The sequence below is a fragment of the Corynebacterium sp. c25Ua_47 genome (genome assembly GCF_039907205.1).
Taxonomy (GTDB): Bacteria; Actinomycetota; Actinomycetes; order Mycobacteriales; family Mycobacteriaceae; genus Corynebacterium; species Corynebacterium hiratae.
In genome coordinates, this window is sequence record NZ_JASBOH010000006.1 from 91,508 (window position 1) to 106,349 (window position 14,842).

General features: G+C 63.6%; 14 protein-coding genes. 4 read left to right on the plus strand and 10 right to left on the minus strand.

Annotated features, from left to right (window positions below; translation table 11 throughout):
* Together QKE52_RS07280 and QKE52_RS07285 are read left to right on the plus strand one after the other, a co-directional pair.
* Window positions 1–1,479 (plus strand): serine/threonine-protein kinase, encoded by a 1,479-nt coding sequence (locus QKE52_RS07280; protein WP_347948477.1) that lies wholly within the window; start codon window positions 1–3, stop codon window positions 1,477–1,479.
* 111 nt (window positions 1,480–1,590) lie between these two features.
* Window positions 1,591–2,838 carry a serine/threonine protein kinase gene (locus QKE52_RS07285; RefSeq protein WP_347948478.1) on the plus strand — a complete coding sequence of 416 codons (1,248 nt, stop codon included), beginning with the start codon at window positions 1,591–1,593 and terminating at the stop codon, window positions 2,836–2,838.
* A gap of 9 nt (window positions 2,839–2,847) precedes the next feature.
* Here QKE52_RS07285 and QKE52_RS07290 read toward each other — a convergent pair whose 3' ends face one another.
* Complete coding sequence (locus QKE52_RS07290; protein ID WP_158381533.1) at window positions 2,848–4,248, minus strand: MDR family MFS transporter; 1,401 nt, start codon at window positions 4,246–4,248, stop codon at window positions 2,848–2,850.
* Between the two features lie 270 nt (window positions 4,249–4,518).
* Between QKE52_RS07290 and QKE52_RS07295 the strand changes: the two genes are divergently transcribed.
* Window positions 4,519–4,860, plus strand: a complete 342-nt coding sequence (locus QKE52_RS07295; protein ID WP_071409493.1) for a hypothetical protein — start codon at window positions 4,519–4,521, stop codon at window positions 4,858–4,860.
* A gap of 1 nt (window position 4,861) precedes the next feature.
* Here QKE52_RS07295 and QKE52_RS07300 read toward each other — a convergent pair whose 3' ends face one another.
* Both QKE52_RS07300 and lysS read right to left on the minus strand, forming a co-directional pair.
* A complete protein-coding gene (locus QKE52_RS07300) occupies window positions 4,862–5,800 on the minus strand; it encodes a hypothetical protein (RefSeq protein WP_071409494.1) in 939 nt (312 codons plus the stop codon).
* Window positions 5,801–5,947: 147 nt separating this feature from the next.
* Window positions 5,948–7,522, minus strand: a complete 1,575-nt coding sequence (gene lysS, locus QKE52_RS07305; RefSeq protein ID WP_070680080.1) for a lysine--tRNA ligase — start codon at window positions 7,520–7,522, stop codon at window positions 5,948–5,950.
* 170 nt (window positions 7,523–7,692) lie between these two features.
* On the opposite strand from lysS, the gene QKE52_RS07310 reads away from it, so the two are divergent.
* Window positions 7,693–9,789, plus strand: coding sequence for a PhoX family phosphatase (locus tag QKE52_RS07310; protein WP_293777007.1), 2,097 nt, complete (start codon window positions 7,693–7,695; stop codon window positions 9,787–9,789).
* 27 nt (window positions 9,790–9,816) lie between these two features.
* Here QKE52_RS07310 and QKE52_RS07315 read toward each other — a convergent pair whose 3' ends face one another.
* Genes QKE52_RS07315 through folB form a run of 7 tightly spaced genes read right to left on the minus strand, consistent with a single transcriptional unit; the run spans window position 9,817 to window position 14,840 of the window.
* Window positions 9,817–10,764: a 2-dehydropantoate 2-reductase gene (locus QKE52_RS07315; protein ID WP_293777004.1), complete on the minus strand. Its 948-nt coding sequence runs from the start codon at window positions 10,762–10,764 to the stop codon at window positions 9,817–9,819.
* Between the two features lie 39 nt (window positions 10,765–10,803).
* Complete coding sequence (locus tag QKE52_RS07320; RefSeq protein ID WP_046647273.1) at window positions 10,804–11,535, minus strand: pantoate--beta-alanine ligase; 732 nt, start codon at window positions 11,533–11,535, stop codon at window positions 10,804–10,806.
* 23 nt (window positions 11,536–11,558) lie between these two features.
* The gene (locus QKE52_RS07325) at window positions 11,559–12,236 is read right to left on the minus strand and encodes a hypothetical protein (protein WP_052750503.1); all 678 of its coding nucleotides are present in this window, start codon (window positions 12,234–12,236) and stop codon (window positions 11,559–11,561) included.
* The gene (locus QKE52_RS07330; RefSeq protein WP_070546311.1) at window positions 12,237–13,517 is read right to left on the minus strand and encodes a DUF6779 domain-containing protein; all 1,281 of its coding nucleotides are present in this window, start codon (window positions 13,515–13,517) and stop codon (window positions 12,237–12,239) included.
* 5 nt (window positions 13,518–13,522) lie between these two features.
* A complete protein-coding gene (locus QKE52_RS07335) occupies window positions 13,523–13,996 on the minus strand; it encodes a DUF3180 domain-containing protein (RefSeq protein ID WP_070511118.1) in 474 nt (157 codons plus the stop codon).
* Window positions 13,996–14,469, minus strand: coding sequence for a 2-amino-4-hydroxy-6-hydroxymethyldihydropteridine diphosphokinase (gene folK / locus QKE52_RS07340; RefSeq protein ID WP_046647202.1), 474 nt, complete (start codon window positions 14,467–14,469; stop codon window positions 13,996–13,998). The genes QKE52_RS07335 and folK overlap by 1 nt, the downstream gene beginning before the upstream one ends.
* Window positions 14,469–14,840 carry a dihydroneopterin aldolase gene (gene folB / locus QKE52_RS07345; protein WP_046647201.1) on the minus strand — a complete coding sequence of 124 codons (372 nt, stop codon included), beginning with the start codon at window positions 14,838–14,840 and terminating at the stop codon, window positions 14,469–14,471. Before folB ends, folK begins: the two co-directional genes overlap by 1 nt.
* Window positions 14,841–14,842 lie beyond the last annotated feature (2 nt).

Consider the following 14,842-nt stretch of genomic DNA (forward strand, 5'->3'; position numbering starts at 1 on the left):
ATGAACAGCCAGCCCACCGCTTCCGGTCTGCCTTTGGATCTTGAGCCCGAGCTCAGCGCCAAGGGCTACTCGCAGTTCCACCAGATCGGTGCGGGTGGCATGGGCACCATCGTCTTTGCCCGCAAGGAAAGCTTGGACCGCGAAGTAGCCATCAAGGTCATCGCGCAGCATGCGGCCGAGGACGATGAGGAAGTCCGCCGCTTCATGGCGGAGATGCGCACCGTCGCGGCACTCGAGCATCCGGCCATCGTGCCTATCTACGATGGCGACATCACCCCGGGCGGCGTGCCTTATTTCATTATGAAATTCCTGCGCGGCCCCAGCCTGGAGGCGCACATCAACCAGCGCATCTTGGACAATTCCAAGTTCACGGTGGAGGAAACCGTGCAGCTGCTCGCGCCCATCGCACAGGCCCTGGACTACCTGGCGGCCCTTCCATCGCCGGTCATTCACCGCGACGTCAAGCCCGCGAACATCATCGCCGATAGCACGCCTTCTCCCACTGCCCACAGTGATAACGAGGGCTGTACCGTCATGCTGGCGGACTTTGGCATCGCCATCAATGAGGACACGACGCGCTTGACCCGCGAAGGCCTGCGCGTGGGCACGGATGCCTACATGGCGCCGGAGCTCTACCCCACGCAGTTGGTCAAGCACCCACCGCAGCCGACCGCCGCCAGCGACCGCTACTCGCTCGCACTCATCGCGCTGGAGATGCTCACTCTGGTTAATCTGCGCCGCGCCACCAGTCCCCAGCAGTGGGCGCACAGCCGTGTGATACCGCATTTGACCGCTCATAATCTGGCGCCTGGCGACGCTCCCCTCGCCCCCGCCCTCAACACTTTCTTCGCCACCGCGTTGAACCCGGATCCTCAGCAGCGCTTCGCCACTGCATCGAATATGCTCGCGGAGCTGAGTGAGCTGGCGTCCGCGCCGCGCCCCGCAGCCCCGGATGCTGCCGCCGGCCCTGCTACGCCACCGGCCAGCCCCCACCACGAGCGCGCCGAGCAGCCGCGGCGTCGCCATCTGAGCATCCTCGGGGGCGTGCTTGCGGCGGTGTTGCTGTGTCTGGCAGTCGCCGGCGGACTAGCGCTGTACGGCGCGGGGTGGGACGAGCACGACGAGGTTCTGGCCCAACAATTTCCACAGCTATTGCCGGAGCACCCTGGCCGCGCCCCGTGGCGCAACCTCGACTGCCGCCCCGCGCTGCCGGAAGCGGGGCAGCAAGCTCGAATCGTGTGCAGGAGCGACGACCTCACGCTCGTCGCAGCTGATTTCGGCACGGAGGACAACCGTAACTCCATCATGCCGCGCCGCCTCGACGTCTTAGTCCAGGATGCGTGCAGCATCACCTCGGCGGAAATCCCTCACCAGCCGGGAACGTGGGGAGTGTACCCCTCGGGAGTCTCCGCGCGTTTTGCTCTCGTTCTTGCTGGTCCGCATGCCCACGAGGACCGTTTGAGCTTGCCCATCTGTTAGCCCACCCTGGCGGGAGCGCTGTGTCACGCCCATGGACACGGTGTCGCCTTTAGAATGAGGAAGATTCTTATACCTCACCGTCTACCTCCTCCACGAAGGATTTCTCTCACCGTGACTACGCTTCCTGAATTTTTCACTACCCAGCACCGGCTGCGCGAGAAGGCTGTCTTGGACCAAGGGGCGGGCTCCTCGCTGTTTCTCGTGGAAGATCCCTCGCAGGACGAACTCCTCGTAGAGATTTATGGTCCAGAGCACCGCGGCGTGCTCCGCCAGTCCGGAATCGTTGGCCAGCTGCAGCACAGCGCTATTGCACCCGTCGTGGGCACAGGCACGATGAACAATGGTCAGGAGTTTTTTGTACGCCGCAGCCTGCCGGGCGAGCAGCTGTCGAAGTACACGTCGTCTGGCATCGGCGCCCACCACCTTTCCCAAGAGGAAGCTCTCGCCGTCTTTGCTCCCTTGGCCGACGCCACGGACTTCCTTATCCAGCAGGGCCGCGCTGGCTTTGCTCTCCGTGCGCTCAACCCGCGACGCATCATCCTCACCGATAACCGCTCGAACGCCTTCTTCGCCTCAGTCGGCCCAGCCACCGCTACCGACGCCCCCACTGCCTCCGCGAAGGAGGTCATCGACCGCCTGGCCCAGCTCGTCTCCGCGGCCTACCCAGGCTTCCGCGCTGCGGCCGCCTACCCCTCAGCCGCCGCCGTTATCGACGCCGTGCGCAGCACAAACACCGACAGCTCGAGCCCGAGCCCGGGCGCGGCCCCGTGGCAGTCAGCTCCGCAGCATACCGCTGCCCCGCAGGAGGACTGGGCCGGGCCGCAGCAACCCCAGCAACCCCAGCCTGGCTATGCTGCCGATCCCGCGGAGTCATCACCCACCACGCGCACCTCGAAATCGAAGGGCAAGGTCTTTGCGGGCTTGGGCGTGGGCCTTCTTCTCCTGCTCCTGGTTGGTGGGCTGCTGTGGTTCTTCTTGGGGAGGTCGGCGTGGTCCGACTCAGAGCAGGCGCTTGCCGACGGCCACCCCGGGCTCATCAGCTCCCGCCCCGGCGACGAAGGCTTCAACGGCGCCACCTGCGAATCCCGTGATCCGGAGGACGGCCAGGAGGCGAAGATTACGTGCGTTGGTGACGGCGTGAGCTACTCCGTGGCGCGGTACGGGGACGCCGCCCAGCGCGAGGCAGCTGGCCCGACGCAGGGCGGGCAGGAACTGTCCAACGGGCGCTGCACCGTGTACAGCTACGACATTTCCGACTCCGAGCCGCTGTTCTACATGAGCGCCGAGGACTCCACTGACGCCGTCCTCGTCTGGGGCGAGGACGCAGAGGACATCCGCCTGAACCTGCCGCTGTGTTAAACCGCGCACTTAATCCGCGCGCTTAAGCAGCGGTGCTATCACCGCAATGGCGATACCGGCCACACCGGCAAACAGGAAAGCCCAGTGAGTTCCCTGCGCCGTCGCCGCGGCCGGGCTTAGCCCAGCGGCAGCGCCAGCCAGGGTGCCGCGGGTGAGGAAGACAACGAGCAAAGCCGTTCCCGTCGCACCCGCCAACTGCTGGAAAGTGTTCATGATTGCCGAGCCGTGCGAGTAGAGCTTCTTCGGAAGCGAGGACAGCGCAGTGGTCATCAGCGGCGTCATCATCAAGCACATGCCGAGGGAGAAGATCACGTGCATACCCACGACCATCCACACAGCTGAGTTCTCACCCAAGGTGGCCATGAGCCACAGCCCGGCCACCATGAGCAGTGAGCCAGGAATCATGAGCGGGCGCGGGCCATAGGAATCGAAGAGCCGGCCCACAATCGGGGAAAGGAAGGCTTGGAGGATGCCGCCCGGCATCACCGCCAACCCCGTGGCAAAGGCCGTAGCACCCAGGGTGGTTTGCAGATAGATGGGCAAGACCGTGACCATTCCCAGCATGAGCCCAAAGGACAGGAGGAGGATGATCACCGCGAGGGTGAAATTGCGGACGCGGAAGGGACGCAGATCCATCAGGGCGCGATCCTCCAGCGCCAAGCGCCGCTGCCGACGGATGAATACGGCGAGCGCGATGACGCCCACCACGGTAACGGCGATGTCCACCCAGCCGTCTCCCTGCAGGATCTTTTCCATCGAGGACAGGCCGTAAATCAACCCGCCAAACGCGAGGGCGGAAAGGATGACGGAGAGGCCGTCGAGCGGGGTATCACGGTTCTCACCCACATTGTCTAAACGCCAGAGCCCGGCGATGAGAATGAGGGCGATGAGCGGAACCATGGACCAGAAGATGGCGTGCCAGGTGAAGTGGTTGAGAATCGCTCCGCCGACGGTGGGCCCCAATGCCGGGGCCACAGAGATCACCACGGAAATGATGCCCATCACCGTGCCACGACGCTGCGCTGGGACCAGCGTCATGGCCACGGTCATAAGGGTAGGGATCATCAAAGCGGTTCCGCCAGCTTGAAGGACGCGGCCCACCAGCAGGATGAAGAAGCTCGGCGCGAGGGCCGCCACCACGGTTCCGGCCAGGAAGAGCCCCGCGGACGCAACGAAGATCTGGCGCGTCGTAAGTCTTTCCAGAAGGAAGCCGGTGGTGGGGATAACCACAGCCATGGTGAGCATGAATCCCGTCAACAACCACTGGGCGCTCGTGGCAGGAATGGAGTAGTCCGCCATAATGGCTGGTAGCGCAACGGAGAGCGAGGTCTCGTTGAGAATCATGACCATCGCTCCCAGCACCAGGATGCTGAGGGTAGTTATTACCTTCGAAGGGATTTCAGCGGACATGCGGCCGGCTACACCTTTCAACTTTTCTATTTTGGGTCTTCAGCGCTGCTACTCACATCGTCAGCACCCAAGAGACAACACGTGAGCGATTTAGTGTATTCCTCTGGTGGCCGGGGGTGCCACACGAGCCGGATGTGAGCCCTCGTTGGGTGGCACTCCCCGGAATCTCAGCGGGTGCGTTAGGCCACACGGCAGTGTGAAGGTGACAGCGCCCTCCGTGCTACTCAAAGCTCTAAACGCTACTGCCTAAAGCTACAGAAAGGCCTCTGGATGCAGCGCGACCTCCTTGTCACTAACTCCGCTGGGGAACGCGCCGTCGTGCGCCCAGGTCAGCAGCTAGTGGCAGGCCGCGCGGGGGACTTCCCACTGGCTCCTGATGACGCCTCCATGCACCGCCACTTCCTCCACTTCTGGCAGCAGGAGGACAACTGGATGGTGAGTAACGTGGGCAGCTTCCTCGCGGCGGAGTTATCCTCCCCACGCATCCGCACGCACGGCCCCATCAGGCTGCTGCCGAGCGCTACCGCAGCCATCCCCGAGGGCACCTCGCTGCTGTGCTTCACGACGCCCAGCGGTTCCTACGAACTCACGCTGACGCGCGCCCCGCACTGATCTAGCGCTGCCCACCTTTCTCGGACACGAGTGCACGCGCGGCCGAGTCCAGGACGACGACAGCGCCACCGTCTTCAATGCTGCAGCCAAGCCACCGATAGTCGGGCTCATCTGGCCAGCCGGGATCGGCGTTATAGGAGCAGCTGAAATCATCTTCCATGAGGTACCCGCGGTTGCCTCCCTCCATCGGAGCGAAGTCATAGTTTTTGTAATAGTCAAGAACTTCCATTGCCCGCGCGCAATTCGTCCCGTTTTCTTTGGCATAGACATACTCGCCATTGCCGAGGTCCCCACAGATGGTTCCGGTCATAGCTTTCCCTTCCCCATCTGGCTGCGGTGGGAAGGTATCGGAGTAGTACTCACCATCGTCTTTCACTGTGAAGTGGTGGCCATCGATCTTGACCGTGAACTCATCCTCATTCACGGATTCAAACGTCACACCGTTCATCGTGACGGTGTTCCCTGCTTCTAGCGTGGTGGGTGCCGCGGCGTCTCCGCCCATTTTCACATTGGGATAAAAGCCCGCGTTCGCATCGAAGTTGACGGAATTGGAGAGCCAAAGCGGCTGCCCGGTCGCCGGGTACAGGGGCGGATCAGCGAACATTACGCTGCACCCGATCAAACCTTGATCTTCAGTGACCGTGCAGGCCACACGGTCATTCGGGCTGCTCACTCCATACACCGTGGAGGTCGCGTGCCCCAAGTTGGTGGCGATGAAGTCTCCCTTATCTAATTCCTTAAGGCTCGAGTCACCTTCCTTGTCCTTCGCGGACGTCGGAGCCGGGCTGGCTTCCGTAGATTCAGTGTTATCGGCAGAAGTCTCGGCGGTGGAGGTGTTGTGGAATTGCGGTTCACCGCTGGTGGAATCCTCAGCAGCAGAACACGCTGCCGCTGTACAGGCGATCAGTGCGAGGGGCAGGGCATTCAGAAGCTTTGTCACACCTGCATCTTCCCACGGATTGGTCAATCCTGCGGCCTGCCGCAGCAGTTTTCCCTCATTGGGGGCTGAAGGCGCAGCAATGAGAAAACCAGAAAACCCGCGCAGCCACCACAGTGGCGGGCGCGGGCAGGTGGAAGCTAGGAGAAACTAGTGCTCCGGCTTCACGATCGGGAAGAGCACGGTCTCGCGGATGCCCAGGCCGGTCAGGGCCATGAGCAGGCGGTCCATGCCCATGCCAGCACCGGCTGTCGGCGGCATGCCCTGCTCCATGGCGGCGAGGAAGTCCTCATCCAGCACCATGGCTTCCTCATCACCGCCGGCGGCAAGGCGGGCCTGGTCCTCGAAGCGCTCGCGCTGGATTACGGGATCCACCAGCTCCGAGTAGCCCGTGGCCAGCTCGAAGCCGCGCACGTACAGGTCCCACTTCTCCGTCACACCCGGCTGCGAGCGGTGCTGGCGGGTCAGCGGGGAGGTCTCAACCGGGAAGTTCTTCACAAAGATCGGGCCCTCGAGCTGGTCCTCGCAGAGCACCTCCCAGATCTCCTCCACCAGCTTGCCGTGGCCCCAGCCGCCGTTCTTCGGGACGTCGAGCCCGATGACGTCGGCAATCGCCTTGAGCTCCTCGACGGTGGAGTCGATGGTCACTTCCGGCTGGCCGGGGAACTTGCGCTGCAGAGCCTCGTTGAGGGAGGGGTACATTTCAATTTCCGGCCACTCTTCGCCGCCGAGGTCATACTCCGTGCCATCCGCCAGGGTGACGGTGGTGGAGCCAAAGACCGCGCGGGCCACAGACTGGATGGACTCGCGAATGGTGCGAGCACAGTCGTTGTAGTCGCCCCATGCCTCGTAGGTCTCCAGCATGGCGAACTCCGGGGAGTGGGAGCGGTCAACGCCCTCGTTGCGGAAGTTGCGGTTGATTTCAAAGACGCGGTCAATGCCGCCGACGACAGCGCGCTTCAGGAAGAGCTCCGGAGCGATGCGCAGGTAGAGGTCGATGTCCAGGGCATTGGAGTGGGTCACGAACGGGCGGGCCGCCGCACCACCGTGGATGGTCTGCAGCATCGGGGTTTCGATCTCCACGAAGCCCTGATCCTCCAGGTAGTTGCGCAACGCACGCATGACCTTCACGCGGGTCATGGCATTCTTGCGGGCCTCCTCGCGCACGATGAGATCGTTGTAGCGCTGGCGCACGCGAGTTTCCTCGTTCATGTCAGCGAAGGAAACCGGAAGCGGGCGCAAGGACTTCGCCGCCATGGTCCACTCGGAAGCCATGACGGAGAGCTCGCCGCGGCGCGAAGCAATGACGCGGCCGCGTACGGAAATGAAATCACCCAGGTCAACGTCAGACTTCCACGCGGCGAGGCGCTCCTCCCCTACCTCCGCCAGCGACAGCATGGCCTGTACCTGGGTGCCATCACCATCCTGCAAGGTGGCAAAGCAGAGCTTGCCGGTATTACGCATGAAGATAAGGCGGCCGGCGATGGCCACCTCGACGTCAGTCTCCTCACCCGCGTTGAGGTAGGTGACGCCCTCTTCCGCGGCCGGCTCTTCGCCCTCTGCAACGACCTGGAACTGCTGGCGGAGATCCCGCAGGGAGATCGTGCGGTCCACGGTCACCGGATAAGGCTCGGTGCCGGACTCCAACAGTCGGGCGCGCTTCTCGCGGCGGATGCGCAGCTGCTCGGGGACGTCAGTAACTTCAGTATTCTTCTTCTCGCTCACGGTTGTCTAGGGTAGTCGATCCCCATACGCTGGCGCGATCCCGGTTCACAGAGTGTTCATCTAGCCGTTAGACAGTATCAACCGCGCGGCCATCTCAACCGTATTAACTCAGTGCGTCCGTTGCGACATCCCCGCGCAACCAACGAGTTCGATTTTTGGAGCATATTTTCATGGCACTCAACGGCCGCAATCTCTTGGCTAACATGTTTACCTCTTCTCGTTCTTCTCTTACCTGCACCTACAAGTGCGGTAATGCCTGCTTCGGCGAGTGCGAGAACACCTCCGATAACCCTTACTTTGGTGACCAGTTCTCCCGCCGCACTGCTCTGCGCGCCGGTGGTCTGGCCGTCGTCGCCGTCGGTGGCTCCTCTGCGCTGGCTGCGTGTGCCGCGCCGGATGACAACGGGTCTGCGGCTGGCAGCTCCTCCAACAAGACCAGCGAGGTCAAGGGCTCTGACATCGAGCTCACCTCCGCCGAGGGCATGCACTTTGAAGCCGTGGAGGCCAACACCAAGGATGAGGTCGTCATCCCCAAGGGTTATGAGCAGTCCGTCCTGATTGCCTGGGGTGACCCGGTCATCGAGGGCGCGCCGGAATTCGACGTCAACAACCAGACTGCCGCGGATGCGGAGAAGCAGTTCGGCTTCAACAATGACTTCGCCGGCCTCATCGAGCACCCGGATGACAAGAACCGCATGATCTACATGTGCTCGCACGAGTACACCACCGAGCCGATGATGTTCCCGGACTACGACCCGGAGAACCCTACCGAGGAGCAGGTAAAGATCGGTTGGGCTGGCCACGGCCACACCATCCTCGAGGTCTCCAAGGTGAAGGGCTCCGGCGAACTCAAGCGCGAGTTCGGCCCGCTCAACCGCCGCATTACCGCTACCACCCCGTTCACCCTGGTGGGCCCCGCTAAGGGCACCGACCTGGTGAAGACCTCCGCCGACCCGAAGGGTGAGAAGGTCCTGGGCACCCTCAACAACTGCTCCGGTGGCGTGACCCCGTGGAACACCATGCTCTCTGGCGAAGAGAACTTCGACCAGTATTTCGCCGGTGGCGATGTCAAGGATGAGAAGGCCGCTGAATCCCTCAAGCGCTTCGGCATCGAGGAGGGCCCGTCCGAGCGTAAGTGGGAAAAGTACGATGACCGCTTCGACGTGACCAAGGAGCCGAACGAGCCGAACCGCTTTGGCTGGCTCGTGGAGATCAACCCGCTGGACCCGAAGTCCACCCCGATTAAGCACACCGCCGTGGGCCGCTTCAAGCACGAGGCCGGCAACATCCACATCACCAAGGATGGCACCGTGGTCTGTTACTCCGGCGATGACTCCCGCTTCGAGTACGTCTACAAGTTCGTCTCCTCCAAGAAGTACAAGGAAGGCGACCTTGAGCACAACATGACCATCCTGGACCACGGCACCCTATACGTGGCCAAGATGGAGGGCAACTCCCCGGAGAAGGAAATCGACGGCTCCGGCGTCCTGCCGGAGGACGGTGCTTTCGACGGCACCGGTGAGTGGGTCAAGCTGCTGACCTCCGATACGGAGAACAACAAGTTCGAGTCCCACGTGGACGGCATGTCCGCCGAAGAGGTCGCTGTCTTTACCCGTGAGGCCGCCGACAAGGTGGGCGCCACCAAGATGGACCGCCCGGAGGACGTTGAGGTTCACCCGGAGACCGAGAAGGTCTACATCGCGCTGACCAACAACAAGTACCGCGGCGCCACCGGTGAGAACGCCAAGAAGAACAAGGAAGATGCCAAGGAATGGGCTCCGGTCAAGGAGAACAAGAACGGCCTGGTCATGGAGCTCGAGGATGACCACGCCGGCGAGAAGTTCACCTGGAACCTCTTCCTGGTCTGTGGTGACCCGCGTGAGGCCAGCACCTACTTCGGTGGCTTCGATAAGGAGAAGGTCTCCCCGATTTCCTGCCCGGATAACCTGGCCTTCGACAACCACGGCAACCTGTGGATCTCCACCGACGGCAACGCGCTGGACTCCAACGATGGCCTCTACGCTGTGACCACCGAGGGCGAGACCCGCGGTGAGCTCAAGTGCTTCCTCACCGTCCCGGCGGGCGCGGAGACATGTGGCCCGATCGTCGACGATGACCGCGTCATGGTCAACGTCCAGCACCCGGGCGAGGCTGACGACGCCACCTTTGAGAACGCCACCTCCCACTGGCCCGACGGCGGTAAGTCCACCCCGCGCCCGGCCGTGGTTGTGGTGTGGAAGAAGGACGGCAAGATCGGTACCGAATAAGGCACCGACGGTGCGTAGCGCGCACTCTTAGGCAGTGCGCAGCTGCGCCTCCAGGACCTCCTGCGCGAAGTCCCACAACGGGGTTGCAGCCCCAGCCTTGACGCCCATGCGTCGGATCGCTCCGACCTGGGCGTCCAATTCATTCGGCAGTCCTTCCTTGATATCGCGCTGCATCGAAGACGTGCTGTCCGGGTGCTGCTGGCGGGCAAATTCCATGGTCTGCTCCACCACGTTCTCTGGCAGCTCCACGCCGAGTGCGCGGCCGACGGCCTCGACTTCCCGCATGAAGGCCTCAAGCTGGCCGGGGATTTCCTGGCAGAGGTAACCAATCGGTTTATCCACCAAGGCGCCCAGAGTTCCTGTCGGGGTAACGAACATGGCTTTCGACCAAACGTCGACAAGCGCGGCGTCATGGAACTTGCTGGAAGCCCCAGACTCCTTCAGCGCCGCCGCCAGTTCCTCGCCCGTGCGGCGCAGGGACTCCGGCGCATCGGCACTTAGCGGTCCGAAAGCCAAAGCCAAAGGCCCTGGGTTGCGCTTGATCCGTGCCGGCGCCAGGCGCGTGGCATAGACGCGAGCGACACCGGCGAGGATGTTTTCCTCCCCGAATTCCTCGGCCGCCAAGTACGGAATCTCGACCGAGTTGTGCGTGGTCACCACCGGGATTCCCTGCAGCGCCTCGCGGTCCTCCGCGCTTCCAAAGGTCTCGTTGCCCGGCAGCGCCTTCGACGCGATAATCGCCACGTCCAATCCGCCCAAGAGTTCTTTGACCTCAGCAAAGGTGTGGGCAGCCGGGACCTTTATGACCTCGGTGGTGGTGGGTTCCGCGTGGGCGTCGATCAGCGTCACGCCCGTCTCCCCCAGCACCCGCAAGGTCTCACCGCGAGCGACGAAGGCGACGTCGTGGCCCGCTGCTTTCAGTTTTCCGCCAAAGTATCCGCCGATGGCGCCGGCTCCCAGAATTCCAATCTTCATGTCTCCAACCTAGCTGGTGGAGACCTGCGCCACAGACTTTTATCCGCGCTGTTCTAAGTTACGGAAGCCAATGCCCAACGGCACGCCCGCGTTATCGATGAGCCGCACGCCGCCAATGGTGGCGGCGATAAAGAGGCGGGCATCGCCCTCTGCTGGGGCTTCACCCAGGTCGCGTCCGCGCAGCTCCACGTACTCCGGCTCGACGCCCGCGGCGGCCAACACTTCACGTGCCACACGGACAACTTCCTCGGCTCCGGATTCCGCCGCGTACGCACCGGCGGTGAGTGCCGCTGACAAGGCGCTGGCTTGCTCACGGGCCTCCGGTGCGACGTCGGCATTGCGCAGGCTCATCACCACCCCATCGGGCATACGCACCGAGGGCACGCCCTGCACACGCGCCGCAATGTGGAGGTCCGTAAAGGCCTGCTGGGTGGCCACGAGCAGCTCGTAGTCCTTCTCCCCCATGAACACATCGCTGGGACCCAGCGCGCAGGTCAGCGCCACAATGCGGGTCAGCTCCGCGCTCACGTCCTCCATGCCGTGGTCGGGTGCAAGGACCCGCGTGCGCTGACTCTGCTGGTCGTAGCGCCACACCACATCAACCCCATCGAGGGAAGAGATGTCCGTCTCCGGGTCCACTGCCACGACCACGATGCCACCGCGCACGCGTTGTGCTGCCTGCACGAGTGCCAGGTGCCCGGCGTGAATATCGCGGCCGAGTGGCACCAGCACTACGCGCTTGCCGGTCTTGCGGTAGGCGCTGCCGACCATGCGGATGCGCTCGTTGTCCTCCACTAGGAGTTGCTCTGCCACGGCGCTTCCTTTCTTACTGCCCACAGTTCCAGTTCTTCCATGTTCTTCTTCTCACCCACCATGCGGGCGACGTCGCGGTAGTTGCGCGCCATGCCCAGCTCCACGGCGGCGGGGTAAGCATCGATGATGTCGCCAGCGTCAAGGTCGAAGGAACTGCCCATAAAATCTTCGATAATCCCCGCCTTAAGCGCCGCCCACGCGCTGAGTTCACCGAGCATCTCCGCGTAGTACAACCGCGCGGCTCGCTCGGCACGTTGTGCCGCCGGCACCGTTTCTGCAGTTTGGTGAATCTCCGAGAGCAGCAACCCAATGACGGTCTCCGCCACCTCATCGAGGGTGCCCACCGCGTAGGAGTCGCCCAGGGGAGCTGCGGCAATCGTCAGGCACCCGCGCGTTTCCAGCTCATCAAGGGCTTCCACCCCAGCCAGCAATGAGGTGTGGATGACGATTTGCTTGGGGCGCACGTGCTTTTCGACGTCCCCCACTGCCCCCTCCAGCTCCCTCGCCGTCGCGGCGAGAATCAGCGCATCGAAGCGGTCCAGCTGGGCGGGGTCCTCAAGCTTCTCAATGGTGTGGCCAGCCATCTCCAGACGGAGGGCGAAGTTAATGCCGGCTCGGGAATTACCCCAGACCGCCACTCGCATGCGCGGAGCAGACATCTACTTCTTCACGTCCTTGTTCTGCTGTTCTTTCCGGCGCTTGCTACGCGCCATGAGTTCAGCCACGGAGACCGCGCCCTCGCGGTGTTCATCGCTACGACGGCGGCCACGGGTGTCGGGCTGTGCGGTATCTGCTTCCGGCTTGCGGTGGCGGTGGTGCGGCTGCTGCGCGGGGCTAGCATCCTCCTTGACGTGCTGCGCACCCGCAGCACCCTGGTTCCACTGCACGGCCTGGAAGCTATCGGTCTTGAACTCCGGCGCCTTCTGCTGCGACCGAGTCTGGGGCTTCGACTGCTGCGGCTTCTGCTCGGTGCGCGCCTGCGGCTTCTCTGCCTTTGCCTGTGGCTTGTCATCCTTGGGCTGGGGCTTGTCGGCCTTTGGCTGAGGCTGAGGCTGCGGTGCTCCCATAGGGCGAAACGCCGGAGGACGGCCCTGCGACGGCTGCGGTGCGCCGAACGGGGATGGTGCCGGGCGGGTGCCCTGCTGATCCGCGGGCTGCTCCGCGGGTTTCGCGGCAGACTGCTCGGCTGGCTTCGGAGTGGGTTGCTGAGCAGGCTTCGCGGCTGGCTTCGCCGCCGGCTGCTGGGCGTTGGCACGGGCGTTATCCGCCAGCAGATTGTCCAGCGGGTTGCTCACCGGGTGGGTCGGCTGCGAGCCGAGGCGGCCTGCGACGGCGTCGGCAGACGGCGCGCCGCCGGACTTCTGGGTGAAGTTCACGTTGGGGGCATCGCCGCGCTCATCCACGCCAGCGCCGCCAGCCTTGCGCTCCAGCTCCTGGATGCGGCGAGCCTCCGCATACAGGGCGGCCGGCTCGTAGACCCACTCGCGCCCGGAGATCTCCTCGATCTGGGTGCGGATGGCTTCCAGCTCCGATCGGATCTCCGCCAGGACCTTGCTGTTATCCGCGCTCGAAGCACCGGAAGCGGTCAAGGTGGATGCGGCATGGGCGCGCTCCACCGCCAGAAGCTCCTTGGCCTCATGGGCCTGACGGCGATAGCGCACCACCAAGAAGAAGCCCAACACCGCGGCCCACAGGGCAGCCAGCAGGGCAATCTTCAGTGCGTTCGCCGAACCCGAAATCAACATGACCAGGCTGGCGATGACCGCGAGGATGACGAGGATGATAAGCCCAATAGAACCAGCATCCGTCTTCGAACCGTCCTGGGAAGACTCCGCCGTTGTCGGTGGCTGAGAGTCCGGCTGCGCAGAAAACTGGGTGGTCGGGCGATCATCCGGGGCCGACTCGTACTGGGGATCAGGGGCGTGGTGCGGGCTCGTCATGCCCACTAACTTACCGCTTGTGCCCCATCAGTTGGAGGTGGCACCTCGCAGTGTCGCTCCAACACCACTCCGGCAACACACATCGCGGCACCGCCCAGCGCCGAAGACACCACCCCGGCCAGGTCACCAGCCGCAGCGACGAGCTCACCGGCGCGCGGCACCACGTAGACCGCCATGCCAGCATAGGCCCCGCCCACGATGGCCCCGGTCCACGCCGAGGCTTTGCCGACAAGCAGGAATTGCGCGATGGTCATGGGATTGAGCTGCGAGTTATCCAGGCCGATACCGTGCTCGTCCTCCTTGGCACCGCGCACCTTGAGCGTCAACAGCACGCACACCAGCGCCATAGCCCACAGAGAAATCGATACGGTTGCCGGAATGGCCAGCATGGAGCCATAAAAGCGGGTGGTGAGGGTGGCAGCCGCCGCAGCCACGAAGAGGGCGGTGCCGACAAGCGCGCCAATCGACGTCCTCGTCATTACTCCCCCAGTTCCTTCACCGCAGCGACCTCGTCCTCATCGAGGTCGGCGATGAGCTCGCGCACCGGGGTGCCGTTGAGCTCCGCGTGCTCATCCGCGGCCAACCACGGCACGAGCACGAAGGCCCGCTCGTGAGCATAAGGATGCGGCAGAATAAGTTCCGGATCTTCGGAGGTCACGCCGTCTATCTGCACGACGTCCACGTCCAGGGTGCGAGGACCCCAGTGCCGCACCCGCACACGCTCAGCGGCCTCCTCCAGCTTCTGGCCACGGCGTAGCAGCTCCAGCGGGGTGCAGTCCACGTCCACGATGAGCACCGCGTTGAGGAATTCATCTTGGTCGGTCACGCCCCACGGCGGGGTGGCAAAGACTGGAGAGGCAGCGACGGTCTCCTCAGCAAACTCGTCAAAGACGGTCTGCAGCAGCGCGCAGCGGTCTTCCATGTTGGAGCCGATAGACAGCACGGCGCGCATTAGCCTGCCATCCTCTTTCGGGAGCGGCGGGCCACGACTGCCACGTCCGCGAAGGTGCGCGGGATGGGCGCCTTCGGCTTGTGGATGGTCACCTCGATGGCATGGAGAATCCCGAAGCGCTGCATCGCGGTCTCGGCGACCTCCTCAGCCACCGTCTCGATAAGGTCCCGGGAGGGGCCCTCGACGATGTCCGCGGCGACGTCGGCAAGCTCGGCGTAATTCACCGTGCGGGACAGGTCATCCCCGATTCCCGCGGTGTCCAACCAACAGGTGATATCCACGATGAAGGGCTGCCCCGTCTTCTTCTCTTCCTCGAAGACGCCGTGGTAGCCAAAGCACTCCAGGCCGGTGAGTTCAATGCGATCCGCCATGT

Coding starts and splice junctions, on each gene's coding strand:
- QKE52_RS07315 (WP_293777004.1), bottom strand. CDS start 10,764: ATGAAGATTGGAATTCTGGGAGCCGGCGCCATCGGCGGATACTTTGGC.
- QKE52_RS07280 (WP_347948477.1), top strand. CDS start 1: ATGAACAGCCAGCCCACCGCTTCCGGTCTGCCTTTGGATCTTGAGCCC.
- QKE52_RS07295 (WP_071409493.1), top strand. CDS start 4,519: ATGCAGCGCGACCTCCTTGTCACTAACTCCGCTGGGGAACGCGCCGTC.
- QKE52_RS07310 (WP_293777007.1), top strand. CDS start 7,693: ATGGCACTCAACGGCCGCAATCTCTTGGCTAACATGTTTACCTCTTCT.
- QKE52_RS07330 (WP_070546311.1), bottom strand. CDS start 13,517: ATGACGAGCCCGCACCACGCCCCTGATCCCCAGTACGAGTCGGCCCCG.
- folB (WP_046647201.1), bottom strand. CDS start 14,840: ATGGCGGATCGCATTGAACTCACCGGCCTGGAGTGCTTTGGCTACCAC.
- QKE52_RS07335 (WP_070511118.1), bottom strand. CDS start 13,996: ATGACGAGGACGTCGATTGGCGCGCTTGTCGGCACCGCCCTCTTCGTG.
- QKE52_RS07320 (WP_046647273.1), bottom strand. CDS start 11,535: ATGGTCGGCAGCGCCTACCGCAAGACCGGCAAGCGCGTAGTGCTGGTG.
- folK (WP_046647202.1), bottom strand. CDS start 14,469: ATGCGCGCCGTGCTGTCTATCGGCTCCAACATGGAAGACCGCTGCGCG.
- QKE52_RS07290 (WP_158381533.1), bottom strand. CDS start 4,248: ATGTCCGCTGAAATCCCTTCGAAGGTAATAACTACCCTCAGCATCCTG.
- QKE52_RS07325 (WP_052750503.1), bottom strand. CDS start 12,236: ATGTCTGCTCCGCGCATGCGAGTGGCGGTCTGGGGTAATTCCCGAGCC.